This is a genomic window from Pelomonas nitida (assembly GCF_043555975.1).
GTDB classification, from domain to species: Bacteria; Pseudomonadota; Gammaproteobacteria; order Burkholderiales; family Burkholderiaceae_C; genus Pelomonas; species Pelomonas nitida.
This window is the reverse complement of sequence record NZ_JBIGIA010000002.1, coordinates 1-24315: the sequence shown is the minus strand read 5'-3', so window position 1 is coordinate 24315 and position 24315 is coordinate 1. Positions and strand designations below refer to the sequence as shown.

Here is a 24315-nt window from a genome sequence, read left to right as displayed (position 1 = left end):
TCAGCTTGAAACGCGCCCAACGCCCTGCTCGCCCGGCTGGCATTGAAGCTGCATGTCCCCTGGCAGCCAAGCCCCGGGGAGCACCGCCATGTCAACCAGCCTCAATGCCAAGATCGCCGAAGTCTTTGACGAGCCCGGGTGCGACATCAACCAGGCCAAGAGCGCGAAGGAGCGCAAGAAGGGCTGCACCAAACAGTTGACGCCCGGTGCTGCGGCCGGGGGCTGTGCGTTCGACGGGGCCAAGATCGCGCTGCAGCCCATCGTCGACGTGGCCCACCTCGTGCACGGGCCCATCGCCTGCGAAGGCAACAGCTGGGACAACCGACACAGCGCTTCGTCCGGCGCCATGACCTACCGCACCGGCTTCACGACCGACATCAATGAACTCGACGTCATCTACGGCGCCGAGAAGCGCCTGTTCAAGAGCATCCGCGAGATCTGCGAACGCCACGATCCGCCGGCCATCTTCGTCTACCAGACCTGCGTGACCGGGCTGATCGGCGACGACATCGAGGCGGTGTGCAAGCGCGCCAGCGAGAAGTTCGGCAAGCCGGTCATCCCGGTCAACGCACCGGGCTTCGCCGGCCCGAAGAACCTGGGCAACAAGCTGGGCGCCGAGGCACTGCTGGATTACGTCGTGGGCACCATGGAGCCCACGCACACGACGCCCTACGACATCAACATCATCGGCGAGTACAACCTGTCGGGCGAGCTATGGCAGGTCAAGCCGCTGCTGGACGCTTTAGGCGTACGCATCCTGAGCTGCATCTCGGGCGACGGCCGCTATGCCGACGTCGCCAGCGCCCACCGGGCGCGCGCCAACATGATGGTGTGCAGCAAGTCGATGATCAACATCGCCACGCGCATGCAGCAGCGCTGGGGCATCCCGTATTTCGAGGGCAGCTTCTACGGCATCAGCGACATGAGCACGACGCTGCGCGAGATCGCGCGGTTGCTCGTCGAGCGCGGCGCTCACCCCGAACTCAAGGACCGCACGGAGGCGCTGATCGAGGCCGAGGAGGCTCGCGCCTGGGAGCGCATCCGCGGCTACCGCAGCCGGCTGGCGGGCAAGAAGGTGCTGCTCATCACCGGCGGCGTGAAGAGCTGGTCCGTCGTGTCGGCGCTGCAGGAGGCGGGGCTCGAAGTCGTCGGCACGTCCATCAAGAAGAGCACCAAGGAGGACAAGGAAAAGATCAAGGAGATCATGGGCGACGACGCCCACATGATCGACGACATGACGCCGCGACAGATGTACGCCATGCTGCGCGACGCCAAGGCGGACATCATGCTCAGCGGCGGCCGCAGCCAGTTCGTGGCGCTGAAGGCCCGCATGCCCTGGATGGACATCAACCAGGAACGCCACCACGCCTTTGCCGGCTACGAGGGCATGGTGACGATGGTGGAGGAGATCTCCAAGGCCCTCTTCAACCCGGTGTGGGCCCAGGTGCGCACACCGGCACCGTGGGATGCGGTGGACCGCCTGCTGCAGGCGCCCAGTGCGGAACAACTGGCTGCCGAGGTGGCGCCGGCTTGAACGCCAGTCCCGCGGCGGCGGGACGCGACCTCGCTCGGCACATCAACGGGACATCAGCCGCACATCAGTCGCACATCAGCCACTCATGCCGGCGCCGACGCAGCCACGGCCGGTTGCGCGGCGGGGCCCGTCTTCGGCAGCCAGCTGTCGGCCCCCGACTTGACGCACTGGGCCTTCTCCTCCAGCCAGTACGCCACATTGCCCACCACCGCCACGCTGCCTGACACGACCGCCGAGCCGGCGGCGAGCAGCCCATACACGGCCAGCAAGCTCGTGCATTCGGCGTTGTTGCGGCAGTTCCCGATGGCACCGACCTGCTGCGCCTCCAACGTGACCCGGCGCTGCGTGACCTGGCAATCGGCGTTGTAGGCGCTCGTCGTGCGCGTCACGACCATGCAGCCGGGCAGCGCCAAGGCCAGCGCGAACAACAGCGGGAGCCGGAACGAGGTGGGGCGCAGCAAGGTGAGCACGGTGAAAAGGGAAGAGTGAGCCGGCCGCGATTCTGCAGCGCCCACGGTGCCGGCGACCGCAGCGTTGGAGTAACGGTTTGCATGCCCTCCCCCGGTAGCCGGCATCTCGCGTCGCATTTGTCGCATTCACCCCAAGCCGCGCCATCACCCACGCCGCGTGCCTGATGAATCAAGCACTTGCCGCTGGCACCAATCGTGCAATGACTGCTGCAACCCCTGGAGTCCAGCACCATGGCCCTTGTCACCGAAAGCAAGAAAGCCTGCGCGGTCAATCCGCTCAAGATGAGCCAGCCGCTGGGCGCGAGCTTCGCGTTCATGGGCCTGGCCTCCTGCATGCCGGTGATGCATGGCAGCCAGGGCTGCACGTCGTTCGGCCTCGTGCTGCTGGTGCGCCACTTCAAGGAAGCCATCCCGCTGCAGACCACGGCGATGAACGAGGCCACCACCATCATGGGCGGCTACGACAACGTCGAGAAGGCGCTGCTGAACATCCGCTCGCGGGCCAAGCCGGCGCTGATCGCGATGTGCTCGACGGGCCTGACCGAGACCAAGGGCGACGACGTCGAGGCCTATGTGCGGCTGGCCCAGCAGAAGCACCCGGAGCTGGCCGACACCGCCGTTGTCTATGTGTCCACGCCCGACTATGTCGGTGCGCTGCAGGACGGTTGGGCCAAGGCGGTCCAGGCGCTGGTGAGCCAGCTGCCGGAGGTCAGCGACGCCCCCAAGGATGCACAGCGCGTCAACGTGCTGGCCGGCTGCCACCTGAGCCCTGGCGACATCGAGGAACTGCGCGAGCTCATCGAGGCCTTTGGCCTGCAGCCCACCTTCGTGCCGGACCTGTCGGGGTCTCTCGATGGGCACATTCCCGACGACTGGCTGGGCACGACGCTCGGCGGCACCACGCTGGCCGAGCTGCGCGCGCTGGGCGGCGCCGGCCACACGCTGGCCATCGGCGAGCAGATGCGCGCAGCCGCCGAGGCTCTGAACGCGCGCTGCGGCGTGCCGTTCACGGTCATCGACCGCGTGACCGGCCTGCTGGCCGTGGACGGCTTCGTGCAGACGCTCAGTCAGCTCTCCGGCCGGCCCGTGCCGCAGCGGCTGCGCCGCCAGCGCAGCCAGCTGGTGGACGCCATGCTGGACGGCCACTTCCATTTCGGTGGCAAGCAGGTGGCGCTGGGCGCCGAGCCCGACCTGCTGTTCGCCGTGGGCAACCTGCTGCTGGAGATGGGCGCGGAGCTGCCCGTGTGCATCACCACCACGCCCTCGCCCGTGCTGGAGCGCCTGCCTGTCGAGCGCGTGCTCATCGGTGACCTGGAGGACTTCGAGCAGGCCGCGCGCGCGGCCGACTGCGACCTGCTGATGACGCACTCGCATGGCCGCCAGGCGGCCGAACGCCTGGGCAAGCCGCTGTTCCGCCTGGGCTTTCCCATCTTCGACCGCATCGGCAACGCGCACATCTGCCACGTCGGCTACCGCGGCACGCGGCGGCTGGTGTACGAGGTGGGCAATGTGTTCATCGAGCAGATCCCGCACCACGGCCCCGAGGACTGGCCGCTGCCGCCGGCGGCACTGGCCGCCGCCCAGGGGCTGCCCGAAGTGGCCCATGTCAGCGCCGACATCCCGCGCCTGCCCCGCCGCGAGCCAGTGGCCGCCGCGCTCACCGAGACCCCTTGACCGGACCCGCTTGAAGAAAGGCTCCCCATGAAGATCGCCTTCGCCACCCAGGACCAGCAGCGCGTGGACGCGCATTTCGGCTGGGCCAAGTTCCTGGCCGTCTACGAGCTCGATGCCGCCGGCCACCAGCACGTGCAGACCTATCCCTTCGGCGAGGACCTCGCCGAGGACGGCAACGAGGACAAGCTCGCGCCCAAGCTCGCCGCGATCGCGGACTGCGCCATCGTCTATGTCGCCGCCATCGGCGGCAGCGCGGCGGCGCGCGTGGTGGCCCACAAGATCCACCCGATCAAGGTGGCGCAGCCGGAGTCCATCACCGAGCTGCTGGACAAGATGCAGGACGTGCTCAAGGGCACCCCACCCCCGTGGCTGCGCAAGGCGCTGATGAAGGGCCAGGAGCGCGCCGCCGAATTCGAGGACGACAGTGAAGAGGTGAAGGCATGACGGACACCGCCACCGTGGAAGCGCCCAGCGACGACGCCCTGCTGCAGGACGGCTTCATCCGCGAACTGATCAAGCAGATCCGCGCCCAGGACACGCACGGCACCTGGGAGGGCAAGAGCGACGCCACGCTGTTGGCGCCCTTCATCCTGAGCGCCGAGCAGCGCAAGGCGCTGCCGATGATGGGCGACCCCGACCCCGAGACGCTGTGGCGGCTGGATTTGTTCCATAACGCCATCGGCCTGTGTATCGAGCGCGCCACCGGCTGCATGGTCAGCCCCATGATGAAGATGAGCCACGAGGGCTTCGGCCGCGCGGTGCTCACCACCGGGCGGCTCATCGTCGTCAACCGCTACCTGCGCGACGTGCACCGCTTCGGCTACGCCAGCCTGGCCAAGCTCGCCGAGGCCGGCAACAAGCTCGTCACGGAGGGCGTGCAGATGGTCAACAACTTCCGCGAGGTGGCCACCTATGGCTGACGTCGACACCTTGAAGGCCGAAGCCAAGAAGGCCAACGCCAAGGCCACGCAGGCCAAGATGGACCTGCACGACCTCTCCGAGGAGCTGCCGACGAACTGGGAGCGCATCCTGGAAGTCGCGCAGGTCGCGCACGACGCGCACGCGGCCCTGATGGCCGTGCGCAAGCAACTGGCCGACGCGCAGGCCGCCTGAAGGAGCACCCCATGAGCAGCTTCACCGTCACGCTGCCCAGCGGCGAAGTCTGGGAACCTCAGTTCGTCCAGCACATCAACGAGGCCACCTGCATCGGCTGCGGGCGCTGCTTCAAGGTCTGTCCGCGCGGCGTGCTGGAGATGGTCGGCCTCGACGAGGACGGCGAGCGCGTGCACGTCTCGCTGGACGACGATGACGACGAGGAATACGAAAAGAAGGTCATGACCATCGCCCACGGCGAGCTGTGCATCGGCTGTACGGCCTGCTCCAAGATCTGCCCCAAGAAGTGCTACACGCACGCTGCGCTGGCGGCGTGACATGAGCCCAGCCGCCTGCTTTGCCGCTGAGGACCGGCCGGCTGCGGAGCAGCACATGGCCCGCCTGAATGCGCATGGGCTGCCGGAACCGACGGCGCTGGCGCTGCAGCGCCAGGTGCAGCGGCGCGACGAGGTGGACGATGTGCGCGAACTGCTGCTCGCCCATGCGGCCCCCGGCCCGGACGCCGCCCGCACGGCGGCGGTGGCCGAGGTCATCGCCCTCGCCTGCCTGGGTGACAACCACCTCTGGCAAGACCTGCAACTCGCGTCACGCGCCGAGCTGACGGCATTGATCGAGCGGCACTTCCCACGCTTGGCCGCCCGCAACCAGCCACCGATGAAGTGGAAGAAGTTCTTCTACCGACTGCTCTGCGAGCGCGAGGCCATCCTCATCTGCAAGTCGCCGAGCTGCGCCGTCTGCACCGACTACGCCCAGTGCTTCGGCCCGGAACTCCCCTGAACAAACGTGCCATGCCCGACACCGACACCCCCGATCTGCCACTGGTCTTCCAGGTTCACGCCTTCGGCTGCATGCAGGCCCGCCCGCCGGGCCATCCGCGCGGCTCCTGTGCCGAGCGCGGTGCGAAGGCGCTGGTGGAGCGGCTGCAGGCGCGCGTCGACCGCGAACGCCTGCCCGGTGTGGCCGTGACGATGACCGGCTGCATGGGCTTCTGCCAGGCCGGCCCGCTGATGGTGGTGTACCCGCAAGGCGTCTGGTACGCGCCGCGCGAGGCCGCCGACATCGACGAGATCGTGGACAGCCATTTCAAGGGCGGGCAGTTGGTCGAGCGGCTGGTCGTGCTGCCGCGCGTCTGACGCGTCTCACCATGCTGCAGGCCGCGATGCTCAAGGTCATCCAGGAAGCGGGCGAAGGCGTGCTCGTGCTCATCGAAGGCGTGGCCGCCGAGGAGTTCCAGCGTTCGCGGCTGACCCGGCAGGAAGTTCGCCGGCTGCTGAACCTGATGGCGGGCACGCTGCTGGCCCTGCCCTGCACCACGCGCCAGGCCTTGCCGGAGATCGACTGGGGCAGCTGGCAGGCCCTTCAGCACGGGCTGGCCTCGCCCGCGCTCGATGCCGACGAACTCGCCTGGGACGCCGCGCGCGGCCTCGTGCCGCCCACGCTGACCTGGCTGCGCGTGTACCGCCGCAGCGAACCGGCACTGTTCGAGTTCCGGCCCTGACGACATCAGCGACACGGCGGCTCAACTCTGCCCGGGAGTGACCATGGCCCATCTGCTGTTCTTCGAGAAACCCGGCTGCGGCGGCAATGCCCGCCAGAAACTGGCGTTACGCCAGGCCGGGCACACGCTCACCGTGCGCAGCCTGCTGGACGAGCCGTGGACGTGCGAGGCGCTGCTGGGCTACCTCGCGGCGCTGCCGGTGGCGGCCTGGTTCAACCCGGCCGCACCACGCATCAAGAACGGCGACGTGCAGCCGGCCGCACTGAATGCCGAGCAGGCCTTGGCGCTGCTGATGGCTGAACCGCTGCTGATCCGCCGGCCGCTGATGCAGCGGCTGGACGACGGCAGCCGCCGCGTGGGCTTTGACACCGCCGAGATCGATGCCTGGGTGGGGCTGGCCCCGGCCGTCGGCAATCAGGCATCGCTGGAGGGCTGCCCCCGCGACGCCTGAGCCGCCCGCCGGGGCGCGCTCAGGCAAGGTGGCCGCCCTCAGGCCGGCGTGGCAAGCGCGTGTTGCTTGGCTTCTTCCTTCTCGATCCACTGCTTGAGCTTGTTGACGTGCTCGATCTCCTCCTTGACGAATTCGAGCGCAACGCTGCGCACCGTCGCGTCCTTGGCGGTGTTGGCGATGGCGTAATAGAACTCGTAGCCACGCCGTTCGCCCTGCAGCGCGGCTTTCAGCGCGTCCAGCCGCTTGAGGCTGGCGTCACCCTCCCACAGCGAGGTGCGCTCGGGCGTCGCGTTCTCCGGCCAGGCCGTGCTGGCCGGCAGCGTCACGTTGGCGTCGTACTTCTCGCACTTGGCGCGCGCTTCTTCCAGATGCAACCGCGAATAACCCGCCAGTTGCTCGAAGAGCGCCGCCACGTCGGCGTTGCCCGCCTGCTTCATCGTCGCGGCCAGGCCCTCGAAGTGCAGCGCGGCGTCCTCCTCCACCTTGACGGCATAGGACAGGAACTGGTCCAGCGTGCGGATGCCGACACCGCCCTTGTAGATCGCGGCGGCCAGCGACAGCGCCGGCCCCTTGACCGGCTGCGTCACATCGCCTTCAAACCGCACCTCGATGTCTTCATTCCGTACAAAGCACTGGCAGGCCAGGCGGTGGCGCGGCGGCATGTCGTTGACCTCGGCGTCCATGATTTCCTCATGGGTGATCTTGCCGAGCTGGCGGAGCATTTCCTTCTCCTTCTCGGTCAGCGCAATGCCGTAGCGCACGCCCGCCACGTAATGCCGGATCTCCACCAGGCAGGAGCCGCATTCGCCGTCACCGCAATCGAACGGGATGGGGATGTGGTTGGCCTTGGCGAGCGCGAGCAGCGTGCCGCGTTCGCCGGCAACCGCGTAGACCGTGATGTCGCGCGGCATCAGCGGGGACGAAAAAGTGACGTTGGCCATGATGAATTCCTGAACGGGTTGGGGAACCGAGCCGTCCAGCGCAAAACACATGCCTGCCCGAGCGCGCATCGCTGCAGATTTGACGCAGGTCAATCTCGCGGGCCGACGCCCCGCAGCGGGCCCGATGCGTGCTTGTCCTGCCGGTTGGATGCGCCCCGCCGCCCTTGCCGAGACGCCGCTCTCCCCTTTGTTCGACCGAGGAAGCAACATGGACTCCGTAGAAGTCTTTCTGGCCCATTCCATCCGCCTGGAGCAGGAAGCCGCGCGACGCTTCGAGCAACTGGCCGATGCGATGCAGACCAACGGCAACGTGGAAGCCGGCCAGCTGTTCAAGCGGCTGGCCGCGTTCTCGCGCATGCACCTGGCGGACGCCCAGGCGCGCGCCGGCTTCCGCGACGTGCCGGAACTGCCGGAGCAGGCCTACCAATGGCCCGACATCGAGAGCCCCGAGACGGCCGCCATCTGGGCTGCCGACCCCTTCATCGGCCGCGAGCAGGCCCTGGAGGTGGCGCTGGAGGCCGAATCCGCCGGGCTGGCCTTCTACGAGGGAATCCGGCAGGCGACGAACGACCCCGAGGTGCGCCGCTTCGCGCAGGAGTTCGCCGAGGAGGAAGCCCAGCACGTGGCCGAGTTGCAGCGCTGGCTGGCGCGCCACCGCAGCGGGCAGCCCATGCCGCAAGCGACGTGACCCGGCGCCCTGCGCGCCAGCCCAAGTCCCGTTTGTCAGATTGCCGCCAACGGCACGCCGCCACGCTGCGGTGATCGCCAACCCAGGAGCCCCTCATGCCGCTGTTCGATTTCCGCTGCCAGGCCTGCCAGGCCGAGTTCGAGCGGCTCGTCCGCGCGAGCGACACGCCGAGTTGCCCGCAGTGCGGCAGCACGGCCATCACCAAGCTGCTCGTCTCGCGGCTGGCGCCAGCCGGCAAGATCGAGGACATCCGCCTGTCCAACCGGCGCGCCGCGCACGCGCAGGGGCTGTTCAACCACTACAGCCCCGCCGAGCAGCAGCGGCTGCTGAAGGGCAAGCCGGTCTGAGCAGCCGTTAGCGCTGCGCGGCGATCGGCGCGATGGGCAGCGCCACATCGCCGCACTGCGCGCGGTGGCGCAGCGCGTGATCCATCAGCACGAGCGCCAGCATGGCCTCGGCGATCGGCGTGGCGCGGATGCCCACGCAGGGGTCGTGGCGGCCGAAGGTCTCCACCGTCGCGGGGTTGCCGGCGCGGTCGATGCTTGCCTTGGGGCTGCGGATGGAACTGGTCGGCTTGATGGCGATCTCGGCCACGATGTCCTGCCCGGTGGAGATGCCGCCCAGCACGCCACCGGCGTTGTTGCTGGCGAAGCCTTGCGGCGTCAACTCGTCGCCATGCTCGGTGCCTTTCTGGGCCACCGCATCGAAGCCCGCGCCGATCTCCACGCCCTTGACGGCGTTGATGCCCATCAGCGCATAGGCGATGTCGGCGTCCAGCTTGTCGAACAACGGCGCGCCCAGGCCCACCGGCACGCCGGTGGCCTCGACGCGGATGCGTGCGCCGACCGAATCGCCGGCCCGGCGCAGCTCGTCCATGTAGGCCTCCAGCTCGGCGATGCGGCTGGCGTTGGCGGCGAAGAACGGGTTGCTGGCCACGTGCTGCCAGCCCTCGAACGGGATCTCGATCTCGCCCAGCTGCGTCATGCAGCCGCGGAACTCGGTGCCGTAGGCCGCCTTCAGCCATTTGCGGGCCACCGCACCGGCGCCCACCATCGGCGCCGTCAGCCGCGCCGACGAACGCCCGCCGCCGCGCGGGTCGCGCACGCCGTATTTGCGCCAGTAGGTGTAGTCGGCATGGCCCGGGCGGAAGGTGTCCAGGATGTTGCCGTAGTCCTTGCTGCGCTGATCGGTGTTCTCGATGAGCAGGCAGATCGGCGTGCCGGTCGTGACGCCCTCGTACACGCCCGACAGGATCTTCACCGCATCGGGCTCGTTGCGCTGCGTCACGTGGCGGCTGGTGCCGGGACGGCGGCGGTCCAGCTCGGGCTGGATGTCGGCCTCGCTGAGCGCCATGCCCGGCGGGCAGCCGTCGATGACGCAGCCGATGGCCGGGCCGTGGCTTTCGCCGAAGTTGGTGACGCGAAAGAGCTCGCCGAAGGTGCTGCCTGACATGCGGGTACCACAAACAAAAGCCGCCGTCGCCCTGGAGGACGTGCGGCGGCACAGGTGAATCAGGGGCCGCGACCGACCGCTGGCCGGCGCGAGCGGCTGACCAGTTTAGCGGCTGCTCTCCAGCCGGAACACGGACACGGCCTCCACCAGTCGCGAAGCCTGCTGCTGCAGGCTGGAGGCGGCGGCGGCCGTCTCCTCGACGAGCGCGGCGTTTTGCTGCGTGGCCTGGTCCATGTCCTGCACGGCAGCGCCCACCTGGTCGATGCCCAGGCGCTGCTGCTGCGCCGCGGCGCTGATCTCGGCCATCGCCGTCTCCACGCGCTGGATCGCGGCGCGCAGATCGATCATGGCCGTGCCGGCGGCCTGCACCAGGCCCACGCCGTCGCCGACCTGGGCCACGCTCGCATCGATGAGTTGGCGGATCTGCTTGGCGGCATCGGCGCTGCGCTGCGCGAGGCTGCGCACCTCGGCCGCCACCACGGCAAAGCCGCGGCCCTGTTCGCCCGCTCGTGCCGCCTCGACGGCGGCGTTCAACGCGAGCAGGTTGGTCTGGAAGGCCAGCCCGTCGATCAGCCCGGTGATCTCGGCGATGCGGCTGGACCCATCGCGGATCTCGCCCATCTTGTCCACCGCGCGGCGCACGGTGTCACCGCCCTGCTGGGCGATGCGCCCGGCATCCAGCGCCAGTCGCTCGGCTTCGCGCGCCGAGTCGGCGCTCTGGTGCACGGTCGCGCCCAGCTCCTCCATCGCGGAGGCCGTCTCTTCCAGCGCGCTGGCCTGGCGCTCGGTGCGCTGGCTCAGGTCCAGATTGCCCTGGGCGATCTGACGCGAGGCCACCGCCACCTGCTCGGCGCCGTCGCGCACGCCGGAGATCACCTGGCCCAGCTGCTGGCGCATCTGGCCGAGGTGGGCCACCAGGCTGGCGTCATCGCCGGGGCGCAAGCTCATGCTGCTTTGCAGGTCGCCGTCAGCAATACGGGCGACGAACTGCTGCGCCTCGATGGGCTCCGCGCCCAGGGAGCGGGTGATGCGGCGCGTCACCCACCAGGCGGCCAGCCCGGCCAGCGACAGGCTGGCGATGATCATCCCCGTGAGCCACGCGGCCTGGCGGTCCACCAGCGCTGCACCGGCCTGCGCGCGCGCGGCGGCGGAGGCCTCGCGCAACTCGCCCATCTGCACCATCAGCTTGCGCACCTGCACATGCAGCGGGTCGGTCGTCTTGTTCAGCTCGGCGAATGCCTGCTCGTCGTCACCGGCGAGTGCGACCTTGCGCAACCGCGCCATGGACTCGCTGTAGGCCGGCCAGACGCGGTCGAACTCCTCGATCAAGCGTCGTTGCTCCGGCCTAACGGCGTGCTCGCGCTCATAGTTGACGGCCGCCAGCACATCTTCTTCGCTCTTGCCATTAAGCGCCAGCGAGTCGGCACGGGCCGCTTCGTCGCGCTTCAGGATGAAGGGGTAGGCGCGGCGAAAGTGCGTCGCCGCCTGCCAGGACGCGGTGCGCAGTCGCGCCAGCGGCACCACCTCGTCCTCATACATCTGCGTCTGCATCGCGCTCAACTCGCGCAGCTTGGTCAGGCTGAACACACCGATAGCGGCCAGCAGCGCCGCCGCAATACCAAACGCCAACATCAGTTGATGCGCGATCTTCCACTGCTGGGCGGGCGTGGGGGAATTTGTCATTTTTGCTCCTAGTACCGCCTTCGCGCGGGCGGCGAATGTCGAATCTCAGGCAGTGCCAGCCTCGGCCAGCGATCGTGCGGTCGCCCGAAATACAGGCCATTGCTGGTCTGCACGGCACAGGCGCCACAAAGTCCAAAAAGCCACTTGTCGAGCTGAAATATCAGATCTATCCTATTGATATTTCAAGCAAGCATATCCGTTTGCTGCGCGCGCCGCCTTGCGGCCCGCCACGGACCGCCTCAAGACTGCTCATGCCCACGCCTTTCATGGATCCGGATTTCCTGCTGGACACCGCCTGTGCCCGCCGGCTGTATCACGACGTCGCCGCCGGACTGCCGGTGATCGACTACCACTCCCATCTGCAGCAGGGCGAAATCGCGGCGCGCAAACGTTTTCGCAACCTCGCCGAGCTCTGGCTGGCCGGCGATCACTACAAGTGGCGGCTGATGCGATCGGCAGGGGTCAGCGAGGACTTCATCACCGGCGACCAGCCCGATGAAGCCAAATTCCGCGCCTTCTGCCGCGTGCTGCCGCTGGCCGCCGGCAACCCCATCCACCACTGGTGTCACCTCGAACTGCGCCAGCTGTTCGACATCACGCTGACCATCAACGAGGCCAACGCCGGCGCGATCTGGGAAGCCGCGAACGCCCGACTGGCGACGATGGACACCTGGAGCTTTCTGGAGCAGGCCCGCGTCGAGATCGCGTGCACCACCGACGACCCGGCCGACGACCTGACCCAGCACACCGAGATCGCCGCTTCCGGCCTCAAGACCCGCGTGCTGCCCGCCTTCCGGCCGGACAAGGCCATGCGCATCAACCGCGAGGGCTTCGCCGACTACCTCGACGAGCTCGGCCGCGCCGCCGGCCTGCGCATCGGCAGCTACGCCGACCTGCTGGGCGCGCTGAAGGCGCGCGTTGCCTTCTTCCACGAACGCGGCGCGCGCATCTCCGACCACGCCATCGACGGCGCACTGCCCGTGGGCAGCCCCAGCGCCGGCGACAGCGAGGCGCTGTTCGCCAAGCGGCTGAGCGGCAGGCTGCTGACCGACGCCGAGCAGGCCCTCTACCAGCGCGGGTTGATGGAGGCCCTGGGCCGCAAGTACGCCGACGCCGGCTGGACGATGTGCCTGCACATCGGCGCGCAGCGCAACAACAACCGCCGCCGGCTGGCCACGCTGGGGCCCGACACGGGCTACGACTCCATCGCCGACTTCACCAGCAGCGCCGGCCTGGCCGACTTGCTGGACGCACTGGACGCCGACGACCAGTTGCCCAAGACCATGCTGTTCTGCCTGAACCCGGCGATGAACGAAGTGCTGTCCACGCTGATCGGCGCCTTCCAGGACGGCTCGGTGGCGGGCAAGCTGCAGTTCGGCCCGGCCTGGTGGTTCAACGACCACAAGGACGGCAACCTCGCGCAGTTGCAGACGCTGGCCAACCACGGCGTGCTCGGCAGCTTCGTCGGCATGGTGACCGACTCGCGCAGCTTCGCCAGCTACCCCCGCCACGACTACTTCCGCCGCCTGCTGTGCCGTCAGCTGGGCCACTGGGTGGAAGCGGGCGAGTACCCGGACGACATCGACGCCCTCGCCCGCATCGTGCGCGGCGTTTGCTACGACAACGCCAAGCGCTACTTCGGGTTCTGAGCATGGCCGACACGATCGCGAACGGCGGCGCGCCGCAGAAGGTGCTGCGCATTCACGCCGACGACGACATGCTGGTGGCGCTGGATGACCTCGCCACCGGCGAAGTGATTCAGTACGAAGGCGACAGCTACCTCATCAGCAGCCCGGTGCCGCGCAAGCACAAGTTTGCGCGCCGGGCGTTTGCCGCCGGCGAGATCCTCAAGCTCTACGGCGTGCCCGTGGGCCGCGCCACGCAGCCCATCAAGCGCGGCGAGGCCGTGACGACGGAGAACCTCGAGCACTACGCCGCCGAGGTCGAGATCGCCCAGGGCCAGCCCTACCGCTGGACGCCGCCGGACGTGAGCGCCTGGCAGGCGCAGACCTTCGCCGGCGTGGTGCGGGCCGACGGTCGCATCGGCACAGCCAACCACTGGCTGATCTTCCCGCTGGTGTTCTGCGAGAACCGCAACGTCGAGCACCTGCGCGACGCGCTGGAAAAGCCGCTGGGCTATGCCAGCGACGACCTGGCCGCCTTCACGCTGTCGCTGCTGGGCGAGGACATGGCCGCGCCCAAGCCGGTGACGCGCCCGTTCCCGAACGTGGACGGCGTGCGCATGATCACGCACAACGGCGGCTGCGGCGGCACACGCGCCGACGCCCGCGAGCTGTGCAAGATCCTGGCCGCCTATGCCGACCATCCCAACGTGGCCGGCGTGACCGTGTTCAGCCTGGGTTGCCAGAACGCCCAGATCGGCATGTTCCAGGAGGCGCTGCAGCGCCAGAACCCGAACTTCGACAAGCCGCTGCTCGTCTATGAGCAGCAGAAATGGGACGGCGGCGAGCGCGCGATGATGCAGGCCGTCGTCAAGGACACGCTGGCCGCGCTGGCCCAGGCCAACCAGGTGCAGCGCCAGCCGGTGCCGCTGTCGGCGCTCAAGATCGGCGTGAAATGCGGCGGCTCCGACGGCTTCTCGGGCATCTCCGCCAACCCGACGATGGGCCTGGTGTCGGACATGGTGGTGTCGCTGGGCGGCTCCTCCATCCTGGCCGAGTTCCCGGAGCTGTGCGGCGTGGAGGCCAACCTGATCGAGCGCTGCGTGCATGACGACGACAAGCGCCGCTTTCTCGGCCTGATGCGCGACTTCGAGGCCAAGGCGCTGGCCGTGGGCACGCATTTCGCCGACAACCCCAGCCCGGGCAACATCCGCGACGGCCTCATCACCGATGCGATGAAGTCTGCCGGCGCCTCCAAGAAGGGCGGCAGTTCGCCCATCGTGGCCGTGCGCGACTACGGCGAGCCGACGCCGGACCAGGGCCTGTCGCTGCTGTGCACGCCGGGCAACGACGTGGAATCCGTCACCGGCATCGTGGCCTCCGGCGCCAACGTGGTGCTGTTCTCCACGGGCCTGGGCACGCCCACCGGCAACCCCATCGTGCCGGTGCTGAAGATCGCGTCCAACAGCCGCGTGGCGCAGCGCCAGGCCGACTTGATCGACTTCGACTGCGGGCCGGTCATCGAGGGCCAGCCCTTGCCCAGCGTGGCCGGCCAGCTGCTGGACCTCGTGGTGGCCACGGCCGGCGGCCAGTACCAGGCCAAGGCGGACCGCCTGCAGCAATACGACTTCATCTTCTGGCGCCGGGACATCTCGCTGTGAACGCACGCCCTCCCCTGTCCATGCCCCGCCTGCAGCGCACCGCGCCGTTCAACCGGCCCATCCGCGTGCTGCAGTTCGGTGCCGGCAACTTTCTGCGCGGCTTCTTCGACTGGCAGATCGACCTGCTCAACGAACGCTGCGGGCTGGATGCCGGCATCGTCGTCGTGCGCCCCTCCGGCCGCTCGGCCCAGCCCTTGCTGGACGTGCAGGGCGGCCGCTACACCACGCTGATCCGCGGGCTCGACGAACAGGGCCAGCCGGTGCGCGAGTTCCGCATCATCGACTGCGTGCAGCGCGAGATCGACCTCGCGACGATGTTCGACGACTACCTCGCCGAAGCCCGCCGCCCGGAGCTGCGCTTCGTGGTCTCCAACACCACCGAGGCCGGCATCTCCACCAACGACGACGACCGCTACGACGACCGGCCACCGGCCAGCTTCCCCGCCAAGCTGACGCGCTGGCTGCACGAGCGCTACCGGCACTTCGACGGCGCGCGCGAAGCCGGTGTCGTCGTGCTGCCCTGCGAGCTGATCGACGACAACGGCCCGGCGCTGAAGGCCGCCATCGCCCACTTCGCGCGCCGCTGGGCGCTGGAGGACGGCTTCCTGCAGTGGCTGGACCTGGGCTGCACCTTCTGCTCCACGCTGGTCGACCGCATCGTGCCCGGCCACCCGCAAGGCGAGATCGCCGCGCTGGAGGCGGAGCTGGGTTATCAGGACCGCTTCCTCGTCACGGCGGAGCACTTCTACCTGTTCGTCATCGAGGGCCCGGCCTGGCTGGCCGACACGCTGCGGCTGCACGGCTCGGGCCTGAACGTGCAGATCGTGGACGACATCAAGCCCTACAAGCAGCGCAAGGTGGGCGTGCTCAACGGCGGCCACACGGTGCTGGTGCCGGTGGCGCTGCTGGCCGGTGTGCAGAGCGTCGGCGAGGCCATGGCCGATCCGGCGCTGCACGGCTTCCTCGTGAACACGCTGCAGCAGGAAATCATGCCTGCGCTGCCGCTGCCCGCCAGCGAGCTGCAACCCTTTGCCGACGCGGTGCTGCGCCGCTTCGCCAACCCCTATCTGCACCACCGGCTGGCGTCCATCGCGCTCAACAGCTGGGCCAAGTTCGCCGCGCGCGTGATGCCGCAGCTGCTGCGCTACCAGCAACTGCGAGGCCAGCTGCCGCCGCACCTCGTGCTGGCGCTGGCCGCGACGCTGCGCCTGTACCGGGGTGACCTGATCCCGCTGGCCGACGACCCGGCCCTGATCGACGCGCTGCGCGCCGACTGGCAGGCCGTGGATGAAGGCTCGCTGACGCTGACGGAGCTGGTGCACCGCATGCTCGGCCGCCAGGCGGTGTGGCGCCAGGACTTGAACGCAGCACCCGGCCTGACCGACGCCGTGGCCCAGGCGCTGCAGCAGCTGCAGCAGCAAGGGATCAGGGCCTGCCTGGCCATTCTTGAACAACCCGCCGGCTGAGCCGGCAAAAAGCACAAACAGCACGAACGGCCGCAGAGCCGGTGCCCGGCGCGCCGGACGCAGCCGACACAGAACACTGGAGACTCGCATGCGAAAGATCAAAGGACTTCGCTGGTGGATGGTCAGCCTGATCACCACCGGCCTCATCGTCAACTACCTGGCGCGCAACACACTGTCGGTGGCGGCGCCCAGCATGATGAGCGAGCTCGGCATCACGACCGAGCAGTACGCGCACATCGTCGTGGCCTGGCAGGTCTGCTACGCGCTGATGCAGCCCATCGCGGGCTACATCGTCGACGCCGTCGGCACCAAGATCGGCTTCGCGGTCTTCGCGCTGGCGTGGTCGCTGGTGTGTGCCGGTGCCGCCCTGGCCACCGGCTGGGGCAGCCTCGCGGCCTTCCGCGGCATGCTGGGCGCCAGCGAGGCGGCCGGCATCCCCTCGGGTGTCAAGGCCGTCAGCGAGTGGTTCCCGGCCAAGGAGCGCTCGGTGGCGATCGGCTGGTTCAACATCGGCTCCTCCGTCGGCGCGCTGCTGGCGCCGCCACTGGTCGTGTGGGCCATGCTGCACGGCAGCTGGGAATGGGCCTTCGTCATCGTGGGCGTGCTGGGCATCGTCTGGACCACCGTGTGGGTGCTCTTCTACCAGTCGCCCGCTCGGCACAAGTCGCTGTCCGACGACGAGCGCCAGTACATCGTGCAGGGCCAGGAAGTCCAGCACAGCGCCCCCACCGGCACCTTCAAGAAGCAACGCTGGACGCAGCTGCTGGCCAGCCGCAACTTCTGGGCCGTCGGCCTGCCGCGCATCCTGTCCGAGCCCGCGTGGCAAACCTTCAACGCCTGGATTCCGCTCTACATGATGACCGAGCGTCACATGAACCTGAAGGAAGTGGCGATGTTCGCGTGGCTGCCCTTTCTGGCAGCCGACATCGGCTGCGTGCTGGGCGGCTACCTCAGCCCCTGGGCGCACAAGCACCTGGGCCTGTCGCTGCTGAATTCGCGCAAGCTGGTCGTCGTGTTCGGCGCGCTGTGCATGGTGGGCCCGGCCTGCGTCGGGCTGGTGGCCAGCCCCTACACGGCCATCGCGCTGCTGTGCGTCGGCGGCTTTGCGCACCAGACGCTGTCGGGCGCGCTCTATTCGGCCACGTCCGACATGTTCGGCCGCCACGAGGTCGCGACCGCCACCGGCATGGCCGGCATGATGGGCTACCTCGGCGCGGCCGCCTTCACCGCGCTATTCGGGATCCTGGTCACGAAGATCGGCTACAGCCCGCTCTTCATGCTGCTTGCCGCGATGGACGTCGTGGCCGCCGTGCTGCTGTGTTTTCTGGCTCGCCAGCGCAAGCACACGCCCGAACTCACCCTCATCACGCCGCCCCACGCCGCTGCGGACGCACCCGCCCGCTGACACGCAAGGCTGCCCATCACCCCGGATCCGTGTCGGTTCCGGCCCCCTACGCCCAGAGCAACCCAAGGAGACACCGTTGAGAACATCCCCCCCTTTCAAGCGCCGCGCTGCGGCCCCCGCCGCAGCCACGCTGGCCGCCGCCCTGTTGCTGGCCGCTCCCGCCGTGCACGCCGCTGAAGCCGGTGCGCTGAGCTACAAGATCTATGGCTTCGTCAATGCCGAGATCGAGACCGTCAAGGCCAAGGGCGGCACCACGCCGTATGCCCAACGCGGCCGCGTCACCGATGGCAACTCGCGCCTGGGCGTCTACAGCACCTTCGCGGTCGACGCCGACCTCAAGGCCGTGCTGCAGCTCGAAGGCAGCCTGAACAGCTTCGACCAGGGCGGCGTCAGCGACACCGGCTCCACGTCCACGCTGACCTCGCGCAACAGCTACGTCGGCCTGGATCACGTCCAGTTCGGCCGCCTGCTGGTGGGCAACTACGACTCGGCCTACCGCAGCCTGGTGGGCTCCGGCGGCGCGATGGGCGGCAACCTCGGCCTGAGCGTGCTGGGCTTGGACCTGTGGAACAACACCTCAGCCCAGCTCACCGGCAACGCCTACAGCGTGTTCAGCCGCGGCGAGGCGCGCTACAAGAACTCGGTGCACTACTTCTCGCCGGAATGGCACGGCCTGCAGGCCGCCGCCTCCTATGGCTTCGATGAAGCCCGCAGCGCCGGCCTGAACCGCGGCCGCTCCTCGCTGGCCATCAAGTACCAGACCGGCGCACTGCAGGTCGGCCTGGCCGTCGATCAGCAGCAAAAAACCGGCGTCGACATCGACAAGGGCCAGGCCGGCTGGGGCTTCCGCACCACGGGTCAGGACGGCGCCACCACGCGCTTCATCAAGCTGGTCGCCACGTACGAACTGCCCACGCGCACGACGCTGGGCGTGGGCATCGAGAAGGCGTCCTACGGCTTCCAGCAGTTCATCCCGCCCAGCCCCGGCAACATCTACCCGACCTTGAACAACGGTCGCATGCGCCAGACGGGCATGATGGCGTCGATCGCCCAGCGCGTCGGCGAGCGAACGACGCTGATGCTGTCGGCCGGCGACCTCGGCCGCCTGAGCAACGCCGTCGTGGCCACGCCTGACGACTACCGCGCCTCCCAGGTGTCTCTGGGCGCCAAGTACAAGCTCAACGACCTGTTGACCGCCTACGCCTACGGCACGCGCATCCGCAACCACTCGCAGCAGGGCGTGAACCTGGGCCAGGCGCCGCTCTACAGCGCCAACACCGGCTCGGCCGACGCCTACCTGTCGCCGGGCGACAGCCCGCGTGCCTTCGGTGTCGGCCTGATCGCCAACTTCTGACCGCCGCGAACGACGGCTTCATCATTCCATCGAGACAAGAAGACATGCACGCACACAAGACCCTCGGGCGGCTCGCCGCACTGAGCCTGACCACGCTGAGCCTGTTGCTGAGCGCCTGCGGCGGCGGCGGCGACGACAGCAACGCCACGCAGGTTGACTACGACACGGCCAAGCCCTTCCAGGTCGGCACCACTTCGTTCGACCCCGACCTGCCGGCCGAGCCCAGCCTGCCCACCGACACCCAGCTCTGCGCCACGCTGGAAGCGAACAACAAGTACGTGAAGCGCCCCGACGGCGCGCTGCCGCCGGAGGCTGACCCCTCGGTCAGCGGCAACCGCGTGGCGGTCGACCCGGCCGTCATCAACCCTGACCAGGCGCGCATCCAGGCCGCGCTGGACGCCTGCGGCGTCGGCGTGGACGCCGAAGTCGGCGCGGCCATCGCGGCCGCCGACGCCACCGCCACGGCCGACCAGAAGACCGCCGCCGTGCCGAACAAGAACATCGCCGGCGTCAGCGGCGAAGAACTCGCCAAGGCCAAGTACCGCGCCAGCAAGTTCGCCGTGCGCCTGGTGGTCAACAGCGGTGGCGGCAACGCCTTCATCTCCGGCCCGCTGACGCTGCCCTCCGGTGTCACGCTGTGGATCGACAAGGGCGTCACGCTGTTCGCCAGCCGTGACGTCATGCTCTACAACGGCGGCACGACGACCTACTGCGGCAACACGCAGATCGGCGCCAAGGCCGGCAGCTCGAGCAACTGCAAGCCTCTGATCGGCGGCAACAACCTCGTGAACTCGGCGGTGATGGGCGATGGCGCGATCGACAGCCGCGCCTACGCCGAAATCGTCACGAGCAATCGCTTCTACCCGATCATGAAGGTGGACCTGACCTGCTCGAACACCTACGCGGCCTACGCCACCAACACCTTCGCTGCCGACGGCACCCCCTGCGACAACGGCGGCACGCTGGTGGACTCCAAGTCCACCGTGCGCAACATGACTTGGTGGGACCTGGCCTACCTGGGCAACATGGTGGAGAACGGCACCACCGGCGCGGCGTCGCAGTCCAACTTCCGCATGATGGTCTTCAACTACGCGAAGAACCTCACGCTGTACCGCGTCACGCTGAACAACAGCGCGAACTTCCACGTCGTCCCGTCGGGCATCGACGGCTTCACGGTCTGGGGCGTCAAGGTCCAGACGCCGTCGCGCGCGGCTTTCGCCAACCCGGCCGGCAACGGCAACCCGCTGTACAACGGCGAGACCTTCAACGAAGACAACGTCAAGAACACCGACGCCTTCGACCCGGGCTCCGCCAGCACCGCCGTCACCAACAAGCTGACCACGGGCAGCACCAGCACGAGCGCTGGCGCGATGTCCTTCGACGGCTACGTCAAGAACGTCGTGTTCGCGTACAACTTCATCTCCACGGGTGACGACGACATCGCGATCAAGGGCAGCCAGAACCCCAGCCCCAAGGGCTCGGGCCTGATCGGTGTGGACGGCAACCGCGAGGTGCGCGCCGATCGCAAGTACGGCTTCGTCATCGCCCACAACCACATCTACTGGGGCCACGGCATCTCGGTGGGCAGCGAGACGAACGCGGGCGTGGCCAACATCCACGTCTACGACAACAGCTTCGACGGCGCCGAGGAAGCCCTGCGGATCAAGTCCGACTACGCGCGTGGCGGCGAGGTCTACAACGTGACCTACACCAACACCTGCGCCCGCAACACGCTCAATGCGCTGCTGTTCACGACGTACTACAGCACCAAGGGGCTGCCGACGGCTGGGCCGCTGATCCCGAACTTCCACGACATCACGATCAACAACATGCTGATCGAGGGCTCCAGCAAGCTGCGCTTCGAGGGCTTCCTGGCCAACACCGGCGGCTTTGGCAACCCGGCCTATCCGCTGGTCATGACCATGAACAACGTCGTGGCCGCCAAGCCCGACGCCATGAGCGTCGTCGCCTCGACCGCCAAGCTCACGCTGAGCGGCACCAACCTGCCGCTGGTCACCGACACTGCGCGCAGCATCGAGGTCATCGGCATGGCCACGCAGGCCGTGGACGCGAGCAAGTTCATCGACTGCAGCAAGGCCTATGTCGACTTCCCGACGCTGACCAGCCCGGGCGGCACCAGCTGGTAACACCGCACCTGTGCGCCTCCTGAGGGAAATCCCAGGAGGCACGATCGGGCAATTGCCGCCATCCTGCGGCCCGACCTCACCGAGGCCGGGCCGCTGTTACGAGAGCACCGCCGACGACCACGATGCCAAGCAAAGCCGCAGCAACCACCGACACCAGCGCCACCAGTGCTTCCCAGCGCATCTACGCCTATCTGCGTCGGTGCATCCTGGAACTGGAGATGCCCCCCGGCACCCGCGTGGTGGAACTGGACATCGCCGCCGCACACGGCGTGAGCCGCACACCCGTGCACGAAGCCGTGCGGCGCCTGGCCGAGGAAGGGCTGATCGAGATCGTGCAGCGCGTGGGCACTTTCGTGTCCCGCATCCCGGTGGACGAGCTGGAGGAGGCCATGCTGGTGCGCACGGCGCTGGAAGTCGCCATCGTCGAGAAGGCCACCCAGCACGTGGACAGCGGCGGGCTGGCCCTGCTGAACGGCCTGCTCGCCCGCCAGCGCGCCTGCATGACCGAGGGCAACCACCAGGGCTTCCACGAGGCCGACGAGGCCTTCCATGCGGCCCTAGCCGACATCGCCGGCTGCCCCGGCGTGTGGCGCACCATCCTGCAGGCCAAGACGCAGATCGACCGTTTCCGGCGCCTCACGCTGCCGATCGCCGGGCGCATGGCGGGCGTGATCGAGGAACATGCCGCCGTGGTGGACGCGCTGGCCCAACGCCAGCCGGAGTCGGCCAAGGACGCGATGCGCAACCACCTGGACCATGTGCTGCCGGTCATCGGCGCCACTCGCGCCTTCCGGCCGGACTACTTCGTCAACAAGTCTGCGCCGTCACCCGGCACGCCCTGATGCGAACCGCCTGACGCACACGACAAAACGGCCACGGCGGCGATGCCGCGTGGCCGTTGCCTTGCCCGTGGGGCCGATCAGTTGGCCGCAGGTGGCTGACTGGCCACGTCTTCCACCGGCCAGTCCCGGATGTAGGCCTTGAGCATGCGGTTCTCGAAGTCCTGGCTGTCGACGACGGCCTTGGCCACGTCGTAGAACGAGATGACGCCCATCAGCGTGCGGCCATTGAGCACGGGCATGTAGCGCGCATGCCGGCCCAGCATCATGCGGCGCACCTCGTCGATCTCGGTCTCGGGCGTGCAGGTCAGCGGCGCGTCGTCCATGACCGTGCGCACGATGGTCGTGCCCACCGCACCGCCGTTCTTGACGACGGCCTGGATGACCTCGCGGAAGGTCAGCATGCCGACCAGATCGCCGTGCTCCATCACGACCAGCGAGCCAATGTCACGCTCGGCCATGAGCTCGAGCGAATCCTTCAGCGGCTGGTCCGGAGCCACCGTGAACAGGGTGCCGCCTTTGACACGCAGGATATCGACAACCTTCATATGTGCCTCCATGGAATACGCACGGGCAACATAGCACACAAAGCGTGCACGGCTACACCGTAGAAAACACCATCCGGGCCGCGCCCGCCACCCCGCGCGCGACGGCTCAGTTGCCCATCAGTTGCGCCAGGCCACACCAACCTGAGCCGACGCTGAACCCCGCTTCTGCACGAGCGGGCTGTCGGCCGCCGGCCCCATCAGGCGGCTCGCGCCAGCGCCGCCGAAGACGAACCAATGCCGCGTCATCGCGTGCTTGAAGCCCACGCCCGCACTGACGTCCCGCAGCCCCGCACCCGGCTCGTAAACCGGCTTGCCGCTGGCCGCCGCGGCGGAGGCCGGCACGCCGAAATAGCTGCGCAGATTCGTCGCATTGGCCGCCGTGAGGCCCACGCCGGCCGTCCATTCGGTGCTCTCGCTGCGGTACAGCCGGTAACCGGTGTCCAGGCCGGCCGTCAGCCCGCCATGGCGCCCCAGCACGTCCTGCGACAGCGACATGCCGACGGTCCAGTCGGGGGTCAGGCTGTAGCTGGCGTAGAGCTTGGCGCGCAGCGTGCGCCGCACATCCGGCAACCCTTGCGTCGTGCTCGCGTCCTTGCTGTCTCGCCCGCTGTCGATGCGCGCCGACACGCCGAGCCGCCATTTGGCGTTGTCGATCAGCTGCGTGCTGGCCCCGGCCCCTGCCCCGTCGCGGCCAAAGCCCAGCAGCGCGCTGCCGCCCGAGGTGGTGATGCGCACCCGACCGATCTTCGCCGCCCACACCGGCCGCAGCCGGGTCTCGCGGGCCTGCGCACCGTCGTATTCCGGCGCATTGCGCAGCGCCACACCGAGCAGATAGCGCACCGGCGACTCTTGCGGAGGCTCGTCGCCTGGGCCTGACGCCTGGACGGTCCCGACGGCAGCGGCGATGCAGGCGGCGAAGGCATGGCGAGTGCTCATGCGGCACAGCCTACCCGTTTGCGCAGCAACTGCCAGCCTCCAGATGAACCGAATGACGCGTCAGGCCTCGTCGTCGAGGTCGGCGGCGTCCAGCCTGGGCGCGCGCGACAACGACTGCGCATAGGTGTAGACCATGGCCCCACGCGAGCGCACACCCAGCTTGCAGTAGATCGTCTTCAGGTAGGAGCGCACCGTGAACTCGCTGATGCGCAAGCGCGCGCTGACCTGCTTGGTCAGCAGCCCGTTGCAGATCAATTGCACGATCTGCAATTCCCGGTTGGTCAGCAGCGTATGCAGCTCAGCGGCTGGCCGGGGCGCAACGGCGGGCAAGCGCTCGGGGACCAGTGCGTAGCGATGGCCAGCCCACTCGAAATGCGCGATCTCGTCGGGCAGATAGCACTGCCGCACCCGCGAGCTGCCGGGCCGGGCGTCGTGGTCGGGCAGGCGCTCGTCGACACAGACGATGCGCAGGCTGTGCCCGCCCAGCTCGACGCTGGTCCCGGGCACTTGCGCCTCGGCGGGAACTTCAACCACCACGTTCATGTCACATCCCGGTGCTTCGCTGTCCTCGTGATCGCAGATCGGCCATGACCCATCTCCCCGAAATGAACGACGCCCCTCGCAAGGGACCGCCAGGGCGCCGGCATTGTCACCAAAGCCCCCCAGAGACAGCACCTGGAAAGCTGGGGGGGCGCGGAGGTGAATAAGAGCCGCTAACAAAATTCCGGCAAGGCGCGACAACAGATGACGCAGCAGGCCAAGCTCAACAGCGCCACATGAGTCTCGACGGCGCGCTCAAACCGGATGCGCAGCTTGCCAAACGCGGCCAGCCA

At 68.4% G+C, this 24315-nt stretch carries 26 protein-coding genes and 1 pseudogene; 19 read left to right on the top strand and 8 right to left on the bottom strand.

Annotation, left to right across the window (positions count from 1 at the left end; genetic code table 11):
• The first annotated feature begins 88 nt into the window (after positions 1–88).
• Positions 89–1534, top strand: coding sequence for a nitrogenase iron-molybdenum cofactor biosynthesis protein NifE (gene nifE, locus ACG00X_RS02655; protein WP_394486386.1), 1446 nt, complete (start codon positions 89–91; stop codon positions 1532–1534).
• Positions 1535–1617: 83 nt separating this feature from the next.
• Here the strand turns inward: nifE and ACG00X_RS02650 are convergent, their stop codons facing one another.
• Positions 1618–2004 (bottom strand): hypothetical protein, encoded by a 387-nt coding sequence (locus tag ACG00X_RS02650; protein ID WP_394486385.1) that lies wholly within the window; start codon positions 2002–2004, stop codon positions 1618–1620.
• 231 nt (positions 2005–2235) lie between these two features.
• Between ACG00X_RS02650 and nifN the strand changes: the two genes are divergently transcribed.
• Genes nifN through ACG00X_RS02605 form a run of 9 tightly spaced genes read left to right on the top strand, consistent with a single transcriptional unit; the run spans position 2236 to position 6740 of the window.
• On the top strand, positions 2236–3678 hold the full coding sequence (gene nifN / locus ACG00X_RS02645) for a nitrogenase iron-molybdenum cofactor biosynthesis protein NifN (protein ID WP_394486384.1): 1443 nt from the start codon (positions 2236–2238) through the stop codon (positions 3676–3678).
• Between the two features lie 27 nt (positions 3679–3705).
• Positions 3706–4122, top strand: coding sequence for a nitrogen fixation protein NifX (gene nifX / locus ACG00X_RS02640; protein ID WP_394486383.1), 417 nt, complete (start codon positions 3706–3708; stop codon positions 4120–4122).
• On the top strand, positions 4119–4598 hold the full coding sequence (locus ACG00X_RS02635) for a NifX-associated nitrogen fixation protein (RefSeq protein ID WP_394486382.1): 480 nt from the start codon (positions 4119–4121) through the stop codon (positions 4596–4598). The genes nifX and ACG00X_RS02635 overlap by 4 nt, the downstream gene beginning before the upstream one ends.
• Positions 4591–4791: a CCE_0567 family metalloprotein gene (locus tag ACG00X_RS02630; RefSeq protein WP_394486381.1), complete on the top strand. Its 201-nt coding sequence runs from the start codon at positions 4591–4593 to the stop codon at positions 4789–4791. Before ACG00X_RS02635 ends, ACG00X_RS02630 begins: the two co-directional genes overlap by 8 nt.
• An 11-nt stretch (positions 4792–4802) precedes the next feature.
• Entirely contained in the window at positions 4803–5108 is a 306-nt protein-coding gene (gene fdxB, locus ACG00X_RS02625; RefSeq protein WP_394486380.1) for a ferredoxin III, nif-specific, read from the top strand.
• A gap of 1 nt (position 5109) precedes the next feature.
• Positions 5110–5568 (top strand): nitrogen fixation protein NifQ, encoded by a 459-nt coding sequence (locus tag ACG00X_RS02620; protein WP_394486379.1) that lies wholly within the window; start codon positions 5110–5112, stop codon positions 5566–5568.
• Between the two features lie 11 nt (positions 5569–5579).
• Positions 5580–5924: a (2Fe-2S) ferredoxin domain-containing protein gene (locus ACG00X_RS02615; RefSeq protein WP_394486378.1), complete on the top strand. Its 345-nt coding sequence runs from the start codon at positions 5580–5582 to the stop codon at positions 5922–5924.
• An 11-nt stretch (positions 5925–5935) separates the two neighbouring features.
• A complete protein-coding gene (locus ACG00X_RS02610; RefSeq protein WP_394486377.1) occupies positions 5936–6289 on the top strand; it encodes a hypothetical protein in 354 nt (117 codons plus the stop codon).
• Positions 6290–6332: 43 nt separating this feature from the next.
• A complete protein-coding gene (locus ACG00X_RS02605; protein WP_394486376.1) occupies positions 6333–6740 on the top strand; it encodes an ArsC/Spx/MgsR family protein in 408 nt (135 codons plus the stop codon).
• A gap of 38 nt (positions 6741–6778) precedes the next feature.
• Here the strand turns inward: ACG00X_RS02605 and ACG00X_RS02600 are convergent, their stop codons facing one another.
• Complete coding sequence (locus ACG00X_RS02600) at positions 6779–7681, bottom strand: 2Fe-2S iron-sulfur cluster-binding protein (protein WP_394486375.1); 903 nt, start codon at positions 7679–7681, stop codon at positions 6779–6781.
• 208 nt (positions 7682–7889) lie between these two features.
• On the opposite strand from ACG00X_RS02600, the gene ACG00X_RS02595 reads away from it, so the two are divergent.
• Positions 7890–8369 (top strand): ferritin-like domain-containing protein, encoded by a 480-nt coding sequence (locus ACG00X_RS02595; protein WP_394486374.1) that lies wholly within the window; start codon positions 7890–7892, stop codon positions 8367–8369.
• Between the two features lie 95 nt (positions 8370–8464).
• On the top strand, positions 8465–8716 hold the full coding sequence (locus tag ACG00X_RS02590) for an FmdB family zinc ribbon protein (protein WP_394486373.1): 252 nt from the start codon (positions 8465–8467) through the stop codon (positions 8714–8716).
• Positions 8717–8723: 7 nt separating this feature from the next.
• Here ACG00X_RS02590 and aroC read toward each other — a convergent pair whose 3' ends face one another.
• Both aroC and ACG00X_RS02580 read right to left on the bottom strand, forming a co-directional pair.
• Positions 8724–9821: a chorismate synthase gene (gene aroC, locus ACG00X_RS02585; RefSeq protein ID WP_394486372.1), complete on the bottom strand. Its 1098-nt coding sequence runs from the start codon at positions 9819–9821 to the stop codon at positions 8724–8726.
• Between the two features lie 105 nt (positions 9822–9926).
• Entirely contained in the window at positions 9927–11504 is a 1578-nt protein-coding gene (locus tag ACG00X_RS02580; protein WP_394486371.1) for a methyl-accepting chemotaxis protein, read from the bottom strand.
• 251 nt (positions 11505–11755) lie between these two features.
• Between ACG00X_RS02580 and uxaC the strand changes: the two genes are divergently transcribed.
• From uxaC to ACG00X_RS02545, 7 genes are all read left to right on the top strand, one after another.
• Positions 11756–13153 (top strand): glucuronate isomerase, encoded by a 1398-nt coding sequence (gene uxaC, locus ACG00X_RS02575; RefSeq protein ID WP_394486370.1) that lies wholly within the window; start codon positions 11756–11758, stop codon positions 13151–13153.
• 2 nt (positions 13154–13155) lie between these two features.
• On the top strand, positions 13156–14787 hold the full coding sequence (locus tag ACG00X_RS02570) for a UxaA family hydrolase (protein ID WP_394486369.1): 1632 nt from the start codon (positions 13156–13158) through the stop codon (positions 14785–14787).
• A gap of 20 nt (positions 14788–14807) precedes the next feature.
• The gene (locus tag ACG00X_RS02565; protein ID WP_394486368.1) at positions 14808–16253 is read left to right on the top strand and encodes a tagaturonate reductase; all 1446 of its coding nucleotides are present in this window, start codon (positions 14808–14810) and stop codon (positions 16251–16253) included.
• Between the two features lie 88 nt (positions 16254–16341).
• Positions 16342–17658 carry an MFS transporter gene (locus ACG00X_RS02560; RefSeq protein ID WP_394486367.1) on the top strand — a complete coding sequence of 439 codons (1317 nt, stop codon included), beginning with the start codon at positions 16342–16344 and terminating at the stop codon, positions 17656–17658.
• Between the two features lie 76 nt (positions 17659–17734).
• Positions 17735–19012: a porin gene (locus tag ACG00X_RS02555; RefSeq protein WP_394486366.1), complete on the top strand. Its 1278-nt coding sequence runs from the start codon at positions 17735–17737 to the stop codon at positions 19010–19012.
• 44 nt (positions 19013–19056) lie between these two features.
• The gene (locus ACG00X_RS02550) at positions 19057–21159 is read left to right on the top strand and encodes a glycoside hydrolase family 28 protein (protein WP_394486365.1); all 2103 of its coding nucleotides are present in this window, start codon (positions 19057–19059) and stop codon (positions 21157–21159) included.
• Positions 21160–21281: 122 nt separating this feature from the next.
• Positions 21282–22001: a GntR family transcriptional regulator gene (locus tag ACG00X_RS02545; protein WP_394486364.1), complete on the top strand. Its 720-nt coding sequence runs from the start codon at positions 21282–21284 to the stop codon at positions 21999–22001.
• Positions 22002–22078: 77 nt separating this feature from the next.
• Here ACG00X_RS02545 and ACG00X_RS02540 read toward each other — a convergent pair whose 3' ends face one another.
• The 4 genes and pseudogenes from ACG00X_RS02540 to ACG00X_RS02525 form a co-directional block, all read right to left on the bottom strand.
• The gene (locus ACG00X_RS02540) at positions 22079–22546 is read right to left on the bottom strand and encodes a CBS domain-containing protein (protein WP_394486363.1); all 468 of its coding nucleotides are present in this window, start codon (positions 22544–22546) and stop codon (positions 22079–22081) included.
• Positions 22547–22663: 117 nt separating this feature from the next.
• The gene (locus ACG00X_RS02535) at positions 22664–23482 is read right to left on the bottom strand and encodes a MipA/OmpV family protein (protein WP_394486362.1); all 819 of its coding nucleotides are present in this window, start codon (positions 23480–23482) and stop codon (positions 22664–22666) included.
• 60 nt (positions 23483–23542) lie between these two features.
• Positions 23543–24025 (bottom strand): helix-turn-helix transcriptional regulator, encoded by a 483-nt coding sequence (locus ACG00X_RS02530; protein ID WP_394486361.1) that lies wholly within the window; start codon positions 24023–24025, stop codon positions 23543–23545.
• A 170-nt stretch (positions 24026–24195) separates the two neighbouring features.
• Positions 24196–24315: pseudogene (locus ACG00X_RS02525) on the bottom strand (IS5/IS1182 family transposase); the annotation flags it as partial.